Origin of the sequence: Undibacterium sp., from assembly GCF_030683615.1 — a bacterium.
In the GTDB taxonomy this organism is placed as follows: Bacteria; Pseudomonadota; Gammaproteobacteria; order Burkholderiales; family Burkholderiaceae_D; genus Undibacterium; species Undibacterium umbellatum.
The window spans coordinates 149,896-168,552 of the sequence record NZ_JAUXQE010000021.1 but is presented as its reverse complement, the minus strand read 5'-3'; the positions used below and the strand labels follow the sequence as shown (position 1 = coordinate 168,552).

Sequence of the window (18,657 nt, the reverse complement as noted above, 5' to 3'; positions counted from 1 at the left end):
TTCATTAAAATAAATATGACATTACTTTTATAATGTCACTATAATTTGATTGGTTGTAAGAAACACAGATTTTCAAGCACTCACGATCCTCTTTCACTAAAATAAATGGATATCGACAATTCACCCGCCTTGGCAACCCTGGAAAATGTCTTGCTGCTCACGGACATGGATGGAAGTCATGGCAGCAATCGTGCAATGGGTAACCGGCCACAAATCAAGGCCGCGAACGACGTTGATGCGATCAAGGCCTGGCTGGCGCGCTTCTGGGATACAAAGACGACTTTTGATAATTATCGAAAGGAGGCTGAACGCCTGCTTATATGGTCGACCATGCAATTGGGCAAGCCACTGTCTTCTTTGACACATGAAGATTGGCTCAGTTATCAAATGTTTTTGGCCAATCCACAACCAGCTAGCCACTGGGTGATGCGAAACAAGCGCAAATTCGCGCGCAATCATCCTGAATGGCGACCATTTTCAGGGCCACTCTCGCTTGGCAGCCAGCGCCAGGCAGCTGTTATCTTGAACGTGATGTTTTCCTGGCTGGTGAATGCGGGTTACCTGGCAGGCAATCCACTGGCCTTGTCGCGTCAACGTGCCAGAAAAGCCAGGCCACGTATCACCCGCTACCTGGAAGAAGATTTGTGGCTGGAGGTTAAGCAGACTATAGAGTCCATGCCCAGAGAAACTGCTCGTAATCGCGAACAGTATTGCCGGCTGCGTTGGCTTTTTTCGCTTCTATATTTGTGCGGACTCAGAATTTCTGAAGTCATCAGCAATACCATGGGCAGTTTTTTTTGTCGGCGCGACAAAGATGGTCTGGAGCGCTGGTGGCTGGAAATTTTAGGCAAAGGTGACAAGCTCAGAATTGTGCCAGCTACGAATGAATTGATGATGGAACTGAGTCGCTACCGCCAATCCAAAGGATTAACTCTCCTGCCCTTGCAGGCTGAGACGATCCCTCTGCTATTACCTATAGGCAGCAGGACCGACACCATGACGCGCGGCGCCCTGCATGCCATCGTGAAAAAAGTATTCCAGCAAACTGCTGAACGATTAAGGCAGCGCGGTGAACAATTTACTACATTTGCCGACCGGGTTGAGCAAGCCTCTGCTCATTGGCTGCGTCATACCGCTGGTTCGCATATGGCAAATAATGACATTGATCTGCGTCATGTACGGGACAACCTTGGTCACGAATCACTAAGCACAACCAACAATTACCTTCACTCAACAGACGACGCTCGTCATCGTGAGACAGAAGCCGGACATAAGATTGACTGGTAAAAAAAAAGATCCTGACAGCATATCTGCCTTGCTTCCAACAGGAGAATTAAGCGGACCATGTGTAATTTAAGCCCCAAACCTTCGTCATCGCAAAGCATTACTAACTACAGTATTTTCCTGAGTGCGTCCCTAAGTTCTGACAGTTTTGGCGGCTTACTCAACACGCAATCGACATGTGAGGGTGAGTCACCATCTTCAACCAATCGTTGGCCCCAGCCAGTCAGCATAATAATTGGGGTATCGGGTGACAACTGCTTGATCGAACTGGCAAGTTTGCGGCCATCTATATATGGCATGCCTAAATCCGTGATGACAACAGAGAACGAATCTCCTTTTTCATGTGCGGCATTAAAGGAATCTATGCCAGCTTGCCCCCCATCAGCTGAGATAACGCTGTGACCATCAATTTCCAATATATCCCGCAACGACTTTAGCACCATGGGGTCATCATCAACGACCAGAACGCGTCTTTTTGTAGGAATGGCGTCTGGTACGGGCAACCGGGCCACCTCGCTCACTGTGGCAGGCACCAGGAAGCTCATGCGCATGGTTGTGCCTTTGCCGATCTCGGTCAATATTTCTATATGTGCACTATGTCTTTCAATCATGCCGTAAACCATAGCAAGGCCCAGACCCGTACCTCGCTCACCTTTGGTCGTAAAAAAAGGTTCCAGGCAACGGCGCTTGGTATCATCAGACATGCCCACGCCTGTATCGCAGACATCAATATTGACCTGCTTCCCAATAATTTCTTTTGATGATCCAGACCAATCTTGCACGACACTGGTACGCACAATAAGTCTGCCTCCTTCTGGCATGGCGTCAACTGCATTGAAAATCAAATTGGTCAAAGCCTCTCTGATTTCGCCATGCACTCCCATGATATCCGGCAAATCCGGGGCAAGTTCGGCATGCACATTAATCACGATGCCACGTTGTTGTGGCATATCACTCCACCGGGCGCGAGTCAGGTCTATAACTTGCTGCACGAGACTGTTCACATCGACTGGCAGTAACGTTAATTGAGGCGCTCGTTGGCGGTAAAATTCCCGCATTCTGGCAACGGTTGCCGCTACATCATCTATGGCGCGAGAAATGACTTCAAGATAATTTCTGCCTTTTACACTTAGATTTTTTTCTGTCTCAAGTAAGGACTCCGTATACAGAGCGACGGGAGAAATCGCATTATTGATGTCATGTGCAATACCACTCGCCATCTGCCCAAGTGCGCGCAAACGTTCTTGCTGCATGATGGATTGCTGGGTCTGGCGCAAATCATCATAAGCTTGTTGCAATGCTGTGTACAGTTGCGCCTGATTTGCAGCCAGCGCGACATGCTCACTCAATTGTCGTAAAAATTCGCACTCACCACTATTAAAGCTGTGCGACTCTCGCTTGGCGACAACCAACACCCCAAAAACGGTGCTTTCTGCTCGTAATGGCGCCATCACCAACGCACTCAGACCGCCGGCCGCCAACCTACGCGGGAATGGGAAATCAACTTTGCTGATGTCAGCTTCATAGACAAGCTGACCACGCACGCAACGCGACAAACCATTTTCATCAATGGAAACCTGGGTATTTTGTGTCATCGATAATTCTTGAGCCAGGCATTCACTATGCAAGCCTACACTAGTGACCACCAGAAGATTTAGCTCTTGGTTATACAAGCACACGCAGCTAAAATCGACTGGCAAATGATCTTCAAGGCTACGTATCACTACTTGGAAGATACTGCGTAAATCCTGACGCTCGCCTATGGAGCGGGTAATCTGATGCAGCAAGTTCAGACGCGCAAGCTGAGCCTGGGCTTTTTTCTCTATTTGCTGGCGTTCTATAATTTCCGCCTGCAGTGCTTCATTGATATCTGCAAGGGAATCGCGCGATACGGTAGTCAGCTTAAGCTTCTCTGTCATGCCATCGAAGGCCCGAGCCAAATCACCTATCTCATCCTGACTTTGAAAGCGCAAGGAAAAATCAAGATTCCCTGCACCAACGATGGCCGTCCCTTCCCGTAACTTTTCCAGTGGGCGGCTGACACTTCTCAAGGTAATATAGATCGTAACAGTGACGACCAGTACGACAATGCCTCCAAACAGGATTACGGCATTGAATGCCCGCTGCTGCGCATTCAATGCGCCGATGCGGCTTTGTCCGGACAAATTCAGGGCAGCGGATATCATCGCCTGCGTTTTGTTGGTGATTTGGCCCAACAGACGGGATTCCAACTCTTCCAGTATTTCGGCCTTGTCACGTTCACGCAGCAGTTCATAGTGATTGTTGACCAGTAGGGTAAACAGTTTCTCTATATTCTCATTTGCGTTTCTTAACTCTGAAATGGTTTCCGTATCCGCCAAATCAGTAAACTCTTCAGTGCCAGCTAGTCGTTTGGATAACGAAGTACTACGCAACTGCCATTGCGCCCTGGTACGTTCATCATGACGTAATGCGTACTCAAGAGTCAGGTAGCGCAATGAGGTAACGGCCTGCAGCAACTCGCCTGCAGCTTCATTTTTTGCAATTTCCCGCTTCATCTGCAAGGTAGTGGAAAGCAAAATCACCACGATGACAGCAACGATTGCCAAAGAAATTAATTCCGCAAATTTCAGGCGAGTTGAAATTTTCACTTTGGAATCTCAGTGTATGATGGTCACCGCAGCTGGCTTGATTTTTTCCATACCATCCAGATAAACATAATCAAGGTAATTTGGAATTTCCGTTTTGTTAGTCAGTTTGTTCTTGATTGCCCATCTTGCCTGATCTTCCAAAGCAAGCAACAATCCCTGATCAAGACCAACTTCAAAGCGGTATGTAGCCCAAGCCGCTTTCTGATCCTTGGTATCGGTCTTCTTTCCGGACTCGTGCAGAGCGCGGGCGGAGTCTGGCATGTCATTGCAATACTGGCTACCTTGATCCAAGGCGCGCAATACTTTTTTGATAGTTTCTGGCTGACTGGAGATGTAACTGCGCATGCCTACGACATTGTATAAACTCTCATAGACATCCTTGCCGTAAAAAGCAACACCATTGCTACCCAGCCGTGTCAGCATAGTATTCAAGAATGGCTCCCACGATGCTACAGCATCAACCTCACCACGTTCTATGGCATCGGCAAATTCCTCTGGCTTATAGTTGATCATGGTGACGTCCTTTACCGACAATTTTTGCCGATTCAGGAAGGCGCTCAAAGTGAAATGACCTGAAGTACTAAGCGTAACGCCTACACGCTTACCTTTGAGATTTGCCGGCTCAAGTATCCCCCTGTCCCTACGCCCTATAATACCGTGGTCTTTTTCAGTCTTGAATATGGTTGCGATTACAGAGACAGGTCTTTGATCGAGGCCTGCAAACATGACAGGAATATCTGCTACTGTTCCCAGATTTGCCTGCCCTTGCAACACAGCCTCCATGGCCGCTTTGCCACTGGAATGTGATTGGATGAGTACGACAATTCCCTCTTTGGCAAAGAAGCCTTTTTCCCTGGCGGCAGTAATTGAACACGTTCCTACATACTCTGTATTGGTGGCAATGATAACTTGTTCAAGTGGCGACGCTGGGATTGATGGCGAACGCTTCGTCCAAAAATAAGACAGACTAAGCATGAGCGTCGCGACAAAAAGACAAGCACACCAGACCAGGATGTGCCTGGAATTGAATTGCCTGAACTTCGCTCCGGCCATACTGACTCTCCTTTTCAGTTTTTCAAGTACCGTTCTTTCAATACCAGAACTGTGCGAGAGCTGCAATCAATGTCATAAATTTCTACTGACAAAAAACTGGATTTATATTGCCACGAGCTATGTAACTGATAGCACTTCCACCTAAGAAGTAACGTGAAGTATTGACTTTTATTCTAGTTCTTTTAGCAAATTTAAGCAAGCCACAGCAGTCTTATTGTCAGTATCTTCTTCTTCGTGCCAAGCTGAAACGGATACCGCAAGCAACTCTAATTGGCGCAGATACTTAAAAAGCGAAGATATCTCCTTTGCAGACGGGCCTTGCCCGACATGATACTTTAATGCGGGCAGATCTGTGCTGCCATCGATTACATCAGTATCAAAATGCAGATAGATGTTTTCATTTGGCGACAGGTATCTATGGATGTCATCGATTTTGCAAGTAAGGATTCTTGAACTTTCCAGCGCTTCCTTTTCTCCAGGATCAAGATCACGGGCGTCAGATAGAATTATCCGTTCTTCTGGATAAGGTGCAACACCGATTTTTTCTATAAAAGCTCCAACAGAATTGCGACAGTCTTTACGCCTGTCTAATTTCCCTACTAGCATGGCTAAGGGCATACCACCCAGATATTTGGTTTGGGTCGTAGCCCAGGTATGAAAATCCCCATGAGCATCCAGCCACAAGATTCTGTCAGGTTGCTTCCCTACTTTCTGCAAACCAGCCAACACTCCCAGAGTGGCAAAACAATCTCCAGCAATGCAGACTGGTTTTTCACCCATCTTAATGGCTTGCTGCACCCTGTTCGAGAGGGACGCATAGATATGGCCCATTCTGTCCAGTTTTTCGTTGGCGTCGGTAATTGATGCCTCTTGAAATTCTGGAATGGTAACAATTTCCCACGGATGCGTACTAACATCATTGACACGACCAAGACCATCCCGTCTTTGCCCAGTCAAAAATGGAATGAGCAAATGCGTGTTCATAACCAAGTGTCAGGGCTCATTTGATAAGCCAAATCACCCATCATGTTTTTGACCTCAATTCTGCCTCCCAATCTCAATAAACTGTCTTCACGCTTTTGCCATCGTCTTATTTTTGGCGCTTCAGTTGCCATGGTCACCGGAAAAGCAGGCAAACCAGGCATTTCGCGCAATCCAAGATAGGAAGTTATTTTTTTTATGACAACTGCTGGTTTCGATAAAAACTCTTCAAAAGAAACTGGCAGCGTTTCGACCCGACTGGCAAGAATGGTTTGATGGGCAGATAGCCATTGATTAAGACAAACATCCTCCAAACTAGCATTGATATATTCTCTCCAGTTGGGTGGCAAATCAAATTTCCACCAACGCTTGCCGAAGCCAACGTGATTAGAATAACCCTTGATTGCTAAATTCACGCCTGCAGGTTCTAAATCGCGCGAAAAGAAAGCAACTGGAGACAACCAACCATCCATCAGGCCATTGACTGACTGCGCATAGCCTCTGGTCAGATGCAGATACTTGATTTGCGCATTCGGAAACAATTGTTCATAAATACCCAGTCTATATACATCTGGAGGCGTCTTAAAGAGCAAGGTTTTCTCTCTTGCATCGCCAGCCCCGAATCGCCGTCGGTAGTGACGTGGCAATACAAATGGTGGCTCTTCCAATTTCATCGCTTCATTGAAACAATGGTTTGCAGCCGGGCTTTTTTTTCCATCATAATAATCAAGTCGCCAAGTCTCACTCTTAAAAATCCTGGAGAGTATGAGGTCCTGCAACATTGCTTCTCCTTGAATTTGTTGCTCCTGCGCTTGATCAAAAACGGCATCCAAATCCAACAAGAGTTTGCTGTAAGCGTCTGCGTTAGAAAACAAGCTTGGAAATTGCAATAGCAAGCGTTTTTCCCATCTACTCCGGAGAAAGTCGTACTCAGGATAGCCAACAGCAGGTAAGGTCATATCATCGAAGATATTATCCAGTAATGCATCCCGATTATCCAGATGGCTAAAAGCGTCACTATCCGAATTACGTCCAAAACCATTTCTGGTCAAGGCAAGAAATGGTTCCATCTCCCCATCCAAAGAAGCAATTTCAGGATGAGCAGATAAAACACTCTTCAATAGGCTGGAGCCTGATCTTGGCGCAGTCAGTATCACCGCCACATGTTTGACCTGTACAGCGAAATCGGAGTGCGCTACCTGGCGCAGTTCGTTGATGGTATCGATGATATCCATCTTTACACCGATTGCTGTACTCGCCTCATCAAGAAGGCGTAAAACTTTCTGGTTTCAGCCTTATCAGCAGTAGTGCTGGCCATTGTTTTGACAGTAAACCCCGCTGCCTTTGCCAATGCCCTGATCTCAGCAATTGCACCGAAATTGGATTGTGCAAAATAGATACGCCCCCCAGGTTTCAAATGTTTATTCACCTCAGCAAAAAACTGGGTATTCGTTTTGAAATCAGTATCCCATTGAGAACTGGCGACGACATCTGGCGCTGGTTTGTTGCGAAAAGGCAGATTGGCAGTAATCACATCAAACTGCTCGTCTTTGAGTGCTTTAAAAAGGTTAGATTTTTTAACCGTCATCAACTTATCAAAACCGTGCAGTTTGGCATTATGTCTGGCGCTTTTAATTGCTGCTGGATTGATATCGATCGCAGTGACCTTGCTTGCCCCGGCGTAGCAGGCAAAAATAGCGATGACACCTGAGCCAGTACCTACGTCAAGCACACTATCACCCTTATTGATTTTAAAATTTCGCACTAAGGGCTGGCTATCAGTGAAAGGCCAAAATGTTTCGGGAAAAACCAGAAATTCTTTTCCCAAATACCTAACAGTTTTACCGGTAGGTGCGATTGCTTTAAACGCCTTTTGCCTGTTTTTTTGCCAGCGATCTATGTGTGCAAGGCTAGGTGCAGAGGTCTGTTCCATGGCTATCCCCTTCAAAAAGTGACGACAAAAATACCTAAAATAAAACCCTTCTCGAACATGGTTGTACTAGCAAATTCACATACCTTAAGTCATTTTTTACTCGCTGCGAACTCCAGTGCGCTATTGATCGCAAAACTAAACTGCTCGATATCGATAGGTTTGGTGATATATGAATAAAAACCAGCGACATTTCCCCTTTCAAGGTCCGCTTGCATCGCATTTGCCGTAACAGCAATGACAGGGATGTGTGCAGTCCTGGGGTCATCATGCAAAAAACGACGGGTTTCTATGCCATCAATACCTGGCAAGTTAATATCCATTAAAATCACGTCAGGCAAGTGCAGACGTGCTTGCTCTATACCTAGCAAGCCATCTGTTGCTGTCAGCAAAGCCACGTCAGAACGCAGACGCATCAGTTCTGCGACCAACCTCAAGTTGGTAGGATTGTCTTCAACATACAACAGAGATTTGTGTGTTTTTGCCTTGTCTGGAGCTGCCGTCTCGTACAACAGTGCCTTGGAAGTCTGCTGCCAGCCTGAAGGGCTGGTGGTGGCAGCTCCAGGAAATTTAACCCAAAATGTACTACCTACACCTACTTGACTATGTATGCCGATGCTGCCTTGCATCGCCTCCACCAAATGCTTAACCAGAGATAAGCCTATCCCAGTGCCCTCTTCATTGAAAACTTCCCTTCCAAGGCGATTAAAAGGTTGAAAGATGGTTTCCAACTGCATTGCACCCAGTCCTATTCCTGTATCTATAACCTGGATGCAAACAATATTGTCAGCAGCCATATGCGCCGCAACATTGACTGTACCGTTATCACGGTTGTATTTGATTGCATTCGACAAGAGATTGATCAGGACCTGCTTAAGGCGAATACGATCGGCATGCACGTGTAAGCAAGTAATATCTTCAAAGGCAACACTGACCCTACATTTCTGTGCCACAGGTTCTATCATTGTGCGGCACTCTACAAAAATCTCGTCAAGTGCGATTGACTCGATAGACAAGTTCATTGCACCAGACTCCACTTTTGCCAGATCAAGAATTTCATTAATCAGCGTCAGCAAATGACTTCCCGCTTCTTCTATATGCTGAGCAAACTCTTTTTTTTCATCCAGGTTGGTTTGCAAGCTTGGTGATGCCAGGATTTGAGCAAAACCAAGTATGGCATTCAACGGCGTGCGCAATTCATGACTCATATTGGAAAGGAAAGTCGACTTCGCTCGATTGGCTATGTCTGCTTGCGTTCTCGCGTGCTCAAGGTCTTTGTTAAGAGCGACCAGCTCTATCGTATGCTCGCGTAACTGGAGTTCTAGTTTGGCATTTGCCATGCGCAATTGCCGCGTCTCCATAGCACGGGCCAACACAGGCAAAATTGAGGAAATCTTAAAAGGTTTAATGATGTAGTCAAGCGCACCTACCTTCATCGCCTTGACTGCGGATGCAATACTGCCTTCACCAGTCATAACTATGCATGCCAAGTCTGGATCAATATTGCGGGCCGCCTCGACCATGGCAATGCCATCAAGACCAGGCATCATTAAATCTGTCAGCATCAAGTCAAAGTTGTTGTCACGCAGGCACGAAAGTGCTTCAATGCCATTTGCAAAACCCATAGTCACATAGTTATGATCACGCAACAGGTCACATAGTGCATGCAAATGTGCCGTTTCATCATCAACGATCAAAATGCGTGATTGCATTTGGGATAATGTCATTTAAACTCCTGGCATTAGCTGAACGCTCCTGGCACCTGCAAATGAGCAACCAATTCGGCAAACCGTGCTCAGACATTGCTCAAAGACTACAATTATTTGCGAAGCCCACGTCATTCTGTAAGCATATTAGCATTTTTTATAGAAAATAATAAAAATTAAGCAATGGCTGAGAAAATAATGAAGATTTGCTCAACATGTGCCCACCCACCTGCGTCATGCCGTAGAAAGGAGCAAACGCGGGCTGCAAAATACTACCTCGAACATCGTGGTGGGCACGCAGGTGGGTTCCGAGGGAACGGGCTCAAACACCGGAGCATCACTCACTTGACTATCCATGCAATACCCTTCTAACCTAGCCATGAAAGGTTTCTCATACATTCAATTAACTAAAAAACATGTCCGCAGGCACTCGTGAGAGCACGCAATAATGCAGAGGGCTTTGCGTAAATAAACAGAGCAAGCTGTTGGCAATCGTAGCGCTACTGAGTGATGTACTTTGGAAGTAGTGATGCCAACTCTGGCGTGTTAAGTGCTGTGAAAGAAAAATGAACTCTCTGGATGGCTTGCGAACAGGCATCAAGTTTGGCGATGAAACTTGATGCTAAGCTCAGATCTTGACACGATGTATCAAATCGCAACTACATAAACCTGACAGCGTAAACAGGTGGCAAATTGCCTGATATTTGATACCAATCATTCCCCTCGTTTTCGCTGGCCCACAAATTACCAGTAGTCGAAGCCATCAGCAGGTTCGTGCCATGTTCTGAAACAGCAAGACCATGACGATAAACCAGATCATAACAATCTTGCTGGGGCAAACCATTTCTCAACGACTCAAAAGTGTTACCGCCATCCTTAGTGCGCGTGACAGTCATCGCACCATGCAAGGGCACCCGTTTTTGATCAGCCACAGCAGGCACAAACCAGGCAACGTTGGGGTTGCGGGGGTGGGCGGCTACAGCAAAACCAAAGTCTGGAATACCTTCCGGCAAATGCAATTGCTGCCAGCTTGCTGCATCATCTTCACTGCGCCAGATGCCATTATGATGCTGGCACCACAAAACATGGCTGGCAAATTTGCTGCGGGTGATAAGATGCGGATCCTGGATATTTTGCTTGTCTGCCAGGTCAGGAGGCATATAAGCGGCATGCATACCGGAAGCAGATAATACCCAGTTCTTACCACCATCTTCAGTTTTCCAGGCACCTCCACAGGAGATCCCCAGCAAGATATGCTGAGGATTGCGCGGGTTGACGCATATCGAATGTATGCCTGGCGTATCATAACCGCCGCCCATCCATTCCTTGCGCTCTTCCCTGTCCCACAAGCTGCGCACCAACTCCCAGCTATTGCCACGGTCTGCCGATCGGAACAGGCCACCTGGCAAGGTCCCAGCCCACAACACGCCTGGCTCTTCACTGCCACCGGTCTCCAGTGACCAGACAGCCTTGAGCTTCCATTCGACATCGTCATCTGTATTGGCATGTTCAGGGTAGGCTGGTACAGCAATCTCAGTCCAGTCATCGCGACCTTCATCGCGCCTATGCAGTTTTACACCAAAGTGTCCCAGATTCAATGCTGCATAAACAGCGCCATCGCGCTTGTCATGCAGGCACATACTCACGGGTTCGCCCAGAAAACTGATCTGATCCAACTTCCAGCTGCCATCAATATGGATCAATTCAAACAAACCCTTGCGGGTTGCTACCATTGCTTTCATTATTAGCCTCCTGAAAGAGCCTGCAAGACATATACCTGGCTATTTGAACCCAAAGAATTGCGCAAGCCACTGCGCTGCATGACACGCTTGCCATCGATAAATACTACTACATGAAAACGCAGATCATTCTGTTCGTCGAGAATATAGCCACGTAAAGAGGGATTGACCTGGAATGCTGTTTCCAGCGCATCGCGCAAATTGTCAGCCGTAGTTTCCACTTCAGCAACTTCAGTAAAGCGACTGAGCTGCTGAGTGAAAATCAGCCTGGCCATGATTATGCCCAGTCCTTGTAGGGATGCTTGAGCAAATTCGCATTTGCGTAACGCCTGTCGTGACTAACTTCCTCTCCCAGCCAGGCGGGGCGGTCAAATTGCTGCTGCTCAGATTCAAGCTCAACCTCGGCGACGATGAGGCCAAGATTGTCGCCGATGAATTCATCTACTTCCCAGACCAAGCCTGCAAGAGGAATGCGATAACGTGTTTTTTCTATGATAGGTTGCTGGCAGACTGTATCCAGCAAGATTTGCGCATCAGCCAGTGGGATGGGGTATTCCCATTCGCCACAGCTAATGCCGGTTGACATACCCTTGATGGTCAGCATCGCACGCTCTGCTTCTATGCGTACCCGTACGATACGACCCGGGTCAGAACAAATATAACCCTGGCGCAGAAATGTGCCCTGCCCCTGTTGTTTGAAATCCTGATTCACAACAAGGAATTTGCGTTCAATTTCTACGCCCATCATTACTCCGATCAATAAATATCGGAATTATGCACTCAATGTAGCCAAAATCGGTTGCAACATCGCTTCACCCAGCTTGATACTGCGTGAACCGTCCCAACCCACCTCAGCATCAGGCAAATTGGCATTGTCCTTGAATGGCAGTTCCAAAGTCAGCGATACGCATTTGAAAGTGTGTCCAATATACTTGGACGCCAGCTTCAGCACATCTTCATTGTATTTCGATGCTTCATAGCCGTATTTGGTCTGGAAGTCAGGACTTGCCAGGCAAAAACTATCCACAAAATGCTGCTGCTCTTGCATCTGTTTTTCGCTGAAACCAGCCAACATTTCACTGCCAGCCACGAAGATATAGGGCAAGGCCTCATCACCATGGATGTCCAGGAAAAGGTCGCAACCAGTTTCATGAATCTTATTCTTGACGTAATACACTTCAGGACTGGTTTCCAGCGACGGCGTCATCCATTCACGGTTCAGGTTGGCACCTGCGGCATTGGTGCGCAGGTTACCGCGTACAGAACCATCCGGGTTCATGTTCGGGACGATATACACAACCGCTTTTTCCATGATGCTGCGTGCAATTGGATTCGATGGGTCAAGCAAGGCATTCAGAGTGCCTTCAACCAACCATTCCGCCATAGTTTCACCAGGATGCTGACGCGCAATAATCCAGACTTTCTTTTCAGCCGCTGGGTCACCGACTACGATCAGATTCAGATCACGGCCATCGACGGTATTGCCCAGGTCTTCAACACGGGCAACAGAAGAATTCTCTACTCCGCCCAACAGGGCCAGGTGACGCTCCCATGTGTAAGGCTCAAAATAAGCGTAATAAACGCTGTCACGCTCAGGTGTATGGCGTATGGTCATGACCTTTCCGTCAAACTCGGTATCCACACGGAACCAGTTAGCCCTGTCATAACTTGCTACCGCGCGATAGCCTTCCCAGCCTTTGGCATAGGTGGCATCACCCGCATTCAGGATACGCATGACGGTCTCCTGGCCACGTGCGCCCTGCAAGCGAAAGTGAAACCATTGCCAGATGTCGGCATGTGAATCCTTGCGCAAATTTAAATCGATGGCCCCCGCCAGTTCCGCCTTGACGACTTCGATCGCTCCCGCGTCGAAATTCTGACTGATTTTAATTGTCATGTTGTATGTATTCAGATATGTTTTTTAAGCACCGTAAAAATACGGCGACCTAGACTGGTATTCTCACAGTTTTTTCTGAATTATGAAAATATTTCAGTCAATTAATGAATAAAATCGGACAAATATTTTCACCGAGGCAAGCATTTAAGAAGTTTCTGGCCAAACATAGCAAATTTCGCCACGATATACTATAATCTTTCGCTCAGAGTCGGGGCGTAGCGCAGCCTGGTAGCGTACGTGCATGGGGTGCACGGGGTCGGAGGTTCGAATCCTCTCGCCCCGACCAAAAATTTAATTTAACATTTAAAGGTTACGGTATTTATACTGTAACCTTTTTTGTTTGTGGTCAAGTTTGCGACTGATATTTTATTACTCACATCTCCGACTCGTTCTCTTAACTACAACAGAATGTCAGTGCTTTGTTGTTAGCATATTATTTAGTCTAAAGTTTTTTCTTCATCTCCAACATCATCGCCTGCAGCTCCAAGTTTTTCTGGTTTTTCTCTCAGTTGCTTCTCAATGCAAGGAGTTATCCATGAAGATTTTAGTAGCACATAGATCTGGCACCTACCCTCTTTTAACCCAGCTCATTTGTTGCAGCTTGATGAGTTTACCTCTCACTGCCGCATCACAAAGCAAGCCAACTGCGAGCGCACAAGCGAAAACTGCACCAGCCAAAACTGGAACCACAAGTGCACAAATTAGCAAGCCTCCAATTGCATTGGCCTATATAGATCTTGCAACCAATGCCAGTGACATGCCAAGTGGGATGGCGGGTGCCCAGTCCGGTGGTTTCCTGGGCGTATTAGGTGGGATGGCGCGTGGCGACAGTGCTGGCAACAACAGGGGCAATGTGTTTGGCAATACTCATTCCATGGGTTTTGCCAGCGGGCGCTTTATGGATGTCTCCGTGTTTACCAGCAAGAATACTTCTCTGACAGATGCCAGTCAGACGCTGCCGCCAGGCATGAACCTGGGTGATAGCTTAAAGTTGATTGCTCCATTACCAGACAAACCTGTGACATACACGCCAACAGAAGAAAGTCCTTCTGATCCCAGCTATGAAAAGCCCAAAGGCAAAATTTCGATTTACTGGGGTTGCGGTGAAACAGTAAGGCCAGGCCAGCCACGCACCCTGGATGCAGCCAAGGCCACGCCGGAAGATTACGCAAAATTTTTTGTCATGCGTGGCAAACTCACCAAGGGTGCACGCTCACAACCAGGCAATCCAGCCTGGCCAAACAAGGCAGATGACAGGAAAGTACCGGACAATGCCTCATTAGTGGGTCAACATCAATTCGTTGGCAATGGCATACCTGAAAGTTTTAAGCTGAATCTCGGACCTGGCCATGATTTAATGGCAGCGATTGATCTGGTCCAAACCAGGAAAGACGGCGGTGTTAGCCTCGAATGGAAAACCATACCCAACGCACGTGGTTATTTCATCAGCGTCATGGGCGGGCAATCTGGCAAAGGTGACAGCACTGAAGTCGTCGTGTGGACATCCAGTGAATTGCCAGATTTTGGGTTTGGTCTGGTGGATTATCAGGCTAATGCCGATGTCGACAAATGGCTCAATGAAAAAGTCATCCTGCCTGCCAATACAAACAAATGCGACGTTCCCAAAGGCATTTTTGGCGAGCAAGGTGCAGGGATGTTGCGCATGATCGCCTATGGATCAGATTCTTACTTTGCTTATCCGCCACGCCCAATTGATAGTAAAGTCGCCTGGGAACCAGACTGGCAAACCAAACTGCGCATGAAGTCTACTTATAGCTCCATCCTCGGTGGCATGGGAGACATGACTGGCATGGGTGGCCGCAGGAACAACAATACTTCACAAGTTGAACCACAACAAAGGCCGGAGCAAAAAGAAGAACCAAAAGTAAAAGCGACTGATGTGCTCAAGGGTTTGCTCGGTTTTTAATAGCCAATCAGCAGTTTGGTGGGAGTGTTAAGACTCCCACCTAAAAAGATAAGGCCAGAAAGCCTGGGCCATTAAGTTGTTGAGCGAAAAAAATGTCGGCAGCAGTATTACACAGGAAAATATCAATAGCCTCTGGCAACATCCACAGTCTGTGGTAATTCACCACTGAGGCGATAACGACGTATGTTTTCTGCGACAATCGCCGACGCAGTTTTTCTATCTGTAGGTGCAGAACAATGGGGCAATACTGTGACATGAGGATGTTGCCAATGCCACTCTGACACTGGTAGCGGCTCGATATCAAACACATCCAGCACAGCATGCGAAATGTGCTCGCTTTCCAGACTTGCACGCAAGTCATCATCATTGATGATGGCACCACGGGCAAAATTGATCATTGAAGCACCTTGCGGTAACTGCGCCAGCATACTGGCATTAATGATGCCTCTTGTATCTGGTGTCAAAGGCAGCAGACAAACGAGGATATCAGTCTTTGCCAGCATCTCAGGCAATGCATTTTCACCATTAAAACATTCGACACCAGCGACAAATTTAGGGCTGCGGCTCCAGCCGCAAACAGTAAATCCTGACTGCAGCAAACTACTTGCTGCAGCTTCACCCAAAGCCCCCAAACCTAACAAGCCAACTGTACGCTGTCTGGCCGCGACGTATTCGCGTGGCTGCCATTTTTTTTGTACCTGCTGCTTGGCATAAGCAGGTATTTCGCGGTGCAAGTAAAGTGCCCAGGCCAATACGGCTTCAGCCATGGTGTTTGCCAGTTGCGGATCGACAAGGCGAACAATTTTAAGATCAGTTTTACCCAAATCTTCGACCAGGCGCTCTACCCCGGCCCAGACACTATGCACCCATTGCAGCTGCGGCAATTGCTGCAACTCTGCCGGATTGGGATTGGCGACGATGGCGACTTTGCATGCGGCTTTCGCCTCATCAGTCATGTCATTAAAGGCGACGATTTGTTCTTCAGGCATGGCTGTCTGCAAAGCTTGCACCCAGGCTTGGGTATGGGCATAGCCAGGAGCGGCCAGGAATGGAATTACATTCGAGATAAGATTCGATTTCATTTGTCGTAGACGCTGTACAGATGATTAAAACCCTTGATTTCTATGGGATTGCCAGAAGGGTCAAGAAAAAACATGGTGGCTTGTTCGCCAGGCTGGCCGGCGAAACGTATCGCCGGCTCCAGCACAAATTTAATTTGCTGAGCCAGCAAATGGTCTGTTAATGCCTGCCATTCAGGCATTGACAATATCACGCCCAAATGTGGCATAGGAACCATGTGATCGCCTACCCGGCCAGTATTGGTGGTGGCAAATGGCTGACCAAGATGCAGGGATATCTGATGTCCAAAGAAATCAAAATCTACCCAGGTAGCCGTGCTGCGCCCCTCAGCACAGCCCAATACACCAGTATAAAACTGTCTGGCTTCATCCAGGTCCCGCACATGGTAGGCGAGGTGAAATAAGGCTTTCATTAAAAATCTCCCGATTGAATATGAGTGTCACAACAGTGAAATGCTAGCGCCTCTCATTCAAAAGAGATAGCATATAATTCTTTCAGTATTCAAAAGAATTTTTTATGGATAGCCGTTTTTTGCAAAGCCTGATCGCTACCATAGAACATGGTTCCATCGCCGAAGCGGCTCGCGCTGAAAACCTGACTGCCGCCGCTATCAGCCAGCGCATACAATCTCTGGAAAGAGAATTGGGCTTCCCCCTTCTTTCCAGGCTTGCCCATACAGCCAGGCCAACAGAAGCCTGCCTGCATTTATTGCCGCGAGCCAAGCGTATCGTCAGTGAAGTGGCTTTACTGGCTGGCGATATCGATCCTGCAGGCTTGACCGGCACTATCAGGATAGGTGCTATTTCGACTGCCATGACAGGCATGTTGCCGATAGTATTGCGACAATTAAGGCAGAACGCGCCCAATTTGAAACCGGGTATATTCCCCGGTACTTCGCGGTCTTTATATCAAGCAGTCTTAGACAATGAAATAGACGCGGCGATTCTAGTCGCGCCCGTTTTTGATTTGCCGAAGAACTTGCAAATACGCGACATCACAAGTGAATCGTTGGTTTTGCTTTCGCGGCACGCTCCCCAAGGCGGCATTCCTGCCACTTTGCAATCCCACCCCTATCTGCGATATGACCCCAGTGCCTGGGGCGGGCGATTTGCTGAAAAATATCTGAAGGACCACAACTTGGAGCTGGAAGCCATGTGCGATCTCGACGCTCTGGAAACCATAGCCATGCTAGTTGCAGATGATGTGGGAATCAGTCTGGTGCCTCATTGGCCGGGCCTGGAAAAACTGGCGCATGATTGTGTAATCACCCGCATCCCTGACCCTGGCTACGCACGCAAACTGGTCTTGCTCAGCAAGTTGCAACATCCAAGACCCAGCATACTGGAACTATTGTCACAGGCTTTGGCAATCAAGCTTTAGACAGCATAGCCATTTGAGTCAGGGCATCTGCAGTCTGGTTTTTATGGCGCGGCACCCAGCGTACCTGCAGTTGCTTAAATTGTGTCGCCAAAAGTTGCGCCTGTTGCCTGTACTCCAACATGCGGACCAACTTGCTCGCTTTTCGCTGATTAAAATCATCAATGACGACCTGGCTATCACCATGCACGATCAGGTGCTGCACATGATGTTGTCGCGCTTGCTGCAATGCCAATAACAAGCCACTGTACTCTGCATCGCAACTGTCTCCATACTCGAAATTCTGTACGTACTCAAATCTAGGGCCTTCGGGGGATGTGAGCACACAGGCAATCTGGCACTTTCCAGGATTTGGCGAAGCAGAACCGTCGAACCAGGCCAACCATGTGCTTGCGTTTTTCTGCATCGATGATTGCTGGGACAGTGGGTTCCTTCTCTGCTCTTGCTTCTCCGCTCTTTGCGCCTGTTTTCTGGCATTGTCAGCATTTTTTGCATCACTGCGCTGCTCAGCCAGTTGTGATATATCCTGTAGGCTCGCATGCTTTGCGCTCTGCTCCAGCAATAATGACAAGCTTTGTTCAAGGGACAGTTTTTTTAGTTTTGCCAACTGGCGGCTTTGTGCTTGCTCCTTGCGGGTGGCAATAGCTATTAATTGCTGACGGGTGAAGATGATAGACATAAAGACACTGAGATTTGACTAACTGGACAATATCAATGTCCCGATCTGACCGCCACTGGTCGCGATCATGGCTGGCAAGGGGTATTCAAACTGGTATTCTGCATGATATCGACTCAAAACAAAAAGGAAATACATCATGCTTGCACTAAGACCGAATTGTGAACGCTGTGACTGCGACTTGCCACCAGCGTCTACCAAGGCTCGCATTTGCACTTTTGAATGCACCTTCTGCGCCGATTGTGTGGATGGCCCATTGCAGGGCATATGTCCAAACTGTGGCGGGAATTTTGTTCCACGTCCGATCAGGCCAGAAAACAAACTGGCCAATAATCCTGCATCCACCAAAAGGGTGTACGCTAAAACAAATTAACACA

Annotated in this window: 18 protein-coding genes and 1 tRNA gene; 5 read left to right on the top strand and 14 right to left on the bottom strand. The window is 47.6% G+C overall.

Going from position 1 to position 18,657, the window contains the following annotated elements; all coding sequences use genetic code 11:
- Positions 1-105: 105 nt before the first annotated feature.
- Positions 106-1,287, top strand: a complete 1,182-nt coding sequence (locus tag Q8K39_RS10215; RefSeq protein WP_305259874.1) for a tyrosine-type recombinase/integrase — start codon at positions 106-108, stop codon at positions 1,285-1,287.
- A gap of 104 nt (positions 1,288-1,391) precedes the next feature.
- Here Q8K39_RS10215 and Q8K39_RS10210 read toward each other — a convergent pair whose 3' ends face one another.
- The 10 genes from Q8K39_RS10210 to Q8K39_RS10165 form a co-directional block, all read right to left on the bottom strand.
- Positions 1,392-3,914: a response regulator gene (locus Q8K39_RS10210; RefSeq protein WP_305259872.1), complete on the bottom strand. Its 2,523-nt coding sequence runs from the start codon at positions 3,912-3,914 to the stop codon at positions 1,392-1,394.
- A gap of 9 nt (positions 3,915-3,923) precedes the next feature.
- Positions 3,924-4,967, bottom strand: a complete 1,044-nt coding sequence (locus Q8K39_RS10205) for an ABC transporter substrate-binding protein (protein WP_305259870.1) — start codon at positions 4,965-4,967, stop codon at positions 3,924-3,926.
- 168 nt (positions 4,968-5,135) lie between these two features.
- Positions 5,136-5,951 (bottom strand): arginase family protein, encoded by an 816-nt coding sequence (locus tag Q8K39_RS10200; protein WP_305259868.1) that lies wholly within the window; start codon positions 5,949-5,951, stop codon positions 5,136-5,138.
- The gene (locus Q8K39_RS10195; protein ID WP_305259867.1) at positions 5,948-7,183 is read right to left on the bottom strand and encodes a sulfotransferase; all 1,236 of its coding nucleotides are present in this window, start codon (positions 7,181-7,183) and stop codon (positions 5,948-5,950) included. Before Q8K39_RS10195 ends, Q8K39_RS10200 begins: the two co-directional genes overlap by 4 nt.
- 2 nt (positions 7,184-7,185) lie before the next feature.
- Positions 7,186-7,881, bottom strand: a complete 696-nt coding sequence (locus Q8K39_RS10190) for a methyltransferase (RefSeq protein ID WP_305259865.1) — start codon at positions 7,879-7,881, stop codon at positions 7,186-7,188.
- An 89-nt stretch (positions 7,882-7,970) separates the two neighbouring features.
- On the bottom strand, positions 7,971-9,605 hold the full coding sequence (locus Q8K39_RS10185; RefSeq protein WP_305259863.1) for a response regulator: 1,635 nt from the start codon (positions 9,603-9,605) through the stop codon (positions 7,971-7,973).
- Positions 9,606-10,243: 638 nt separating this feature from the next.
- A complete protein-coding gene (locus tag Q8K39_RS10180; RefSeq protein ID WP_305259861.1) occupies positions 10,244-11,326 on the bottom strand; it encodes an exo-alpha-sialidase in 1,083 nt (360 codons plus the stop codon).
- Positions 11,327-11,328: 2 nt separating this feature from the next.
- Positions 11,329-11,598 carry a MoaD/ThiS family protein gene (locus Q8K39_RS10175; protein ID WP_305259859.1) on the bottom strand — a complete coding sequence of 90 codons (270 nt, stop codon included), beginning with the start codon at positions 11,596-11,598 and terminating at the stop codon, positions 11,329-11,331.
- A gap of 2 nt (positions 11,599-11,600) precedes the next feature.
- Positions 11,601-12,071 carry a CYTH domain-containing protein gene (locus tag Q8K39_RS10170; protein WP_370868588.1) on the bottom strand — a complete coding sequence of 157 codons (471 nt, stop codon included), beginning with the start codon at positions 12,069-12,071 and terminating at the stop codon, positions 11,601-11,603.
- Positions 12,072-12,095: 24 nt separating this feature from the next.
- Positions 12,096-13,220: a M14-type cytosolic carboxypeptidase gene (locus tag Q8K39_RS10165; RefSeq protein WP_305259857.1), complete on the bottom strand. Its 1,125-nt coding sequence runs from the start codon at positions 13,218-13,220 to the stop codon at positions 12,096-12,098.
- A 209-nt stretch (positions 13,221-13,429) separates the two neighbouring features.
- On the opposite strand from Q8K39_RS10165, the gene Q8K39_RS10160 reads away from it, so the two are divergent.
- Both Q8K39_RS10160 and Q8K39_RS10155 read left to right on the top strand, forming a co-directional pair.
- Positions 13,430-13,506, top strand: a tRNA-Pro gene (locus Q8K39_RS10160).
- 318 nt (positions 13,507-13,824) lie between these two features.
- A complete protein-coding gene (locus Q8K39_RS10155) occupies positions 13,825-15,147 on the top strand; it encodes a hypothetical protein (RefSeq protein WP_305259855.1) in 1,323 nt (440 codons plus the stop codon).
- A 122-nt stretch (positions 15,148-15,269) separates the two neighbouring features.
- Here Q8K39_RS10155 and Q8K39_RS10150 read toward each other — a convergent pair whose 3' ends face one another.
- On the bottom strand, positions 15,270-16,229 hold the full coding sequence (locus tag Q8K39_RS10150; protein WP_305259854.1) for a glyoxylate/hydroxypyruvate reductase A: 960 nt from the start codon (positions 16,227-16,229) through the stop codon (positions 15,270-15,272).
- Entirely contained in the window at positions 16,226-16,639 is a 414-nt protein-coding gene (locus Q8K39_RS10145; protein WP_305259853.1) for a VOC family protein, read from the bottom strand. The genes Q8K39_RS10150 and Q8K39_RS10145 overlap by 4 nt, the downstream gene beginning before the upstream one ends.
- A 104-nt stretch (positions 16,640-16,743) precedes the next feature.
- On the opposite strand from Q8K39_RS10145, the gene Q8K39_RS10140 reads away from it, so the two are divergent.
- On the top strand, positions 16,744-17,607 hold the full coding sequence (locus tag Q8K39_RS10140; protein ID WP_305259851.1) for a LysR family transcriptional regulator: 864 nt from the start codon (positions 16,744-16,746) through the stop codon (positions 17,605-17,607).
- Here the strand turns inward: Q8K39_RS10140 and Q8K39_RS10135 are convergent.
- Together Q8K39_RS10135 and Q8K39_RS10130 are read right to left on the bottom strand one after the other, a co-directional pair.
- On the bottom strand, positions 17,597-18,283 hold the full coding sequence (locus tag Q8K39_RS10135) for a ribonuclease HI family protein (RefSeq protein WP_305259849.1): 687 nt from the start codon (positions 18,281-18,283) through the stop codon (positions 17,597-17,599). The two genes, Q8K39_RS10140 and Q8K39_RS10135, sit on opposite strands and share 11 nt — an antisense overlap.
- Positions 18,284-18,301: 18 nt before the next feature.
- Positions 18,302-18,490, bottom strand: coding sequence for a hypothetical protein (locus Q8K39_RS10130; protein WP_305260332.1), 189 nt, complete (start codon positions 18,488-18,490; stop codon positions 18,302-18,304).
- Here Q8K39_RS10130 and Q8K39_RS10125 point away from each other — a divergent pair.
- Positions 18,420-18,653 carry a DUF1272 domain-containing protein gene (locus Q8K39_RS10125; RefSeq protein WP_305259847.1) on the top strand — a complete coding sequence of 78 codons (234 nt, stop codon included), beginning with the start codon at positions 18,420-18,422 and terminating at the stop codon, positions 18,651-18,653. The two genes, Q8K39_RS10130 and Q8K39_RS10125, sit on opposite strands and share 71 nt — an antisense overlap.
- Positions 18,654-18,657: the final 4 nt, after the last annotated feature.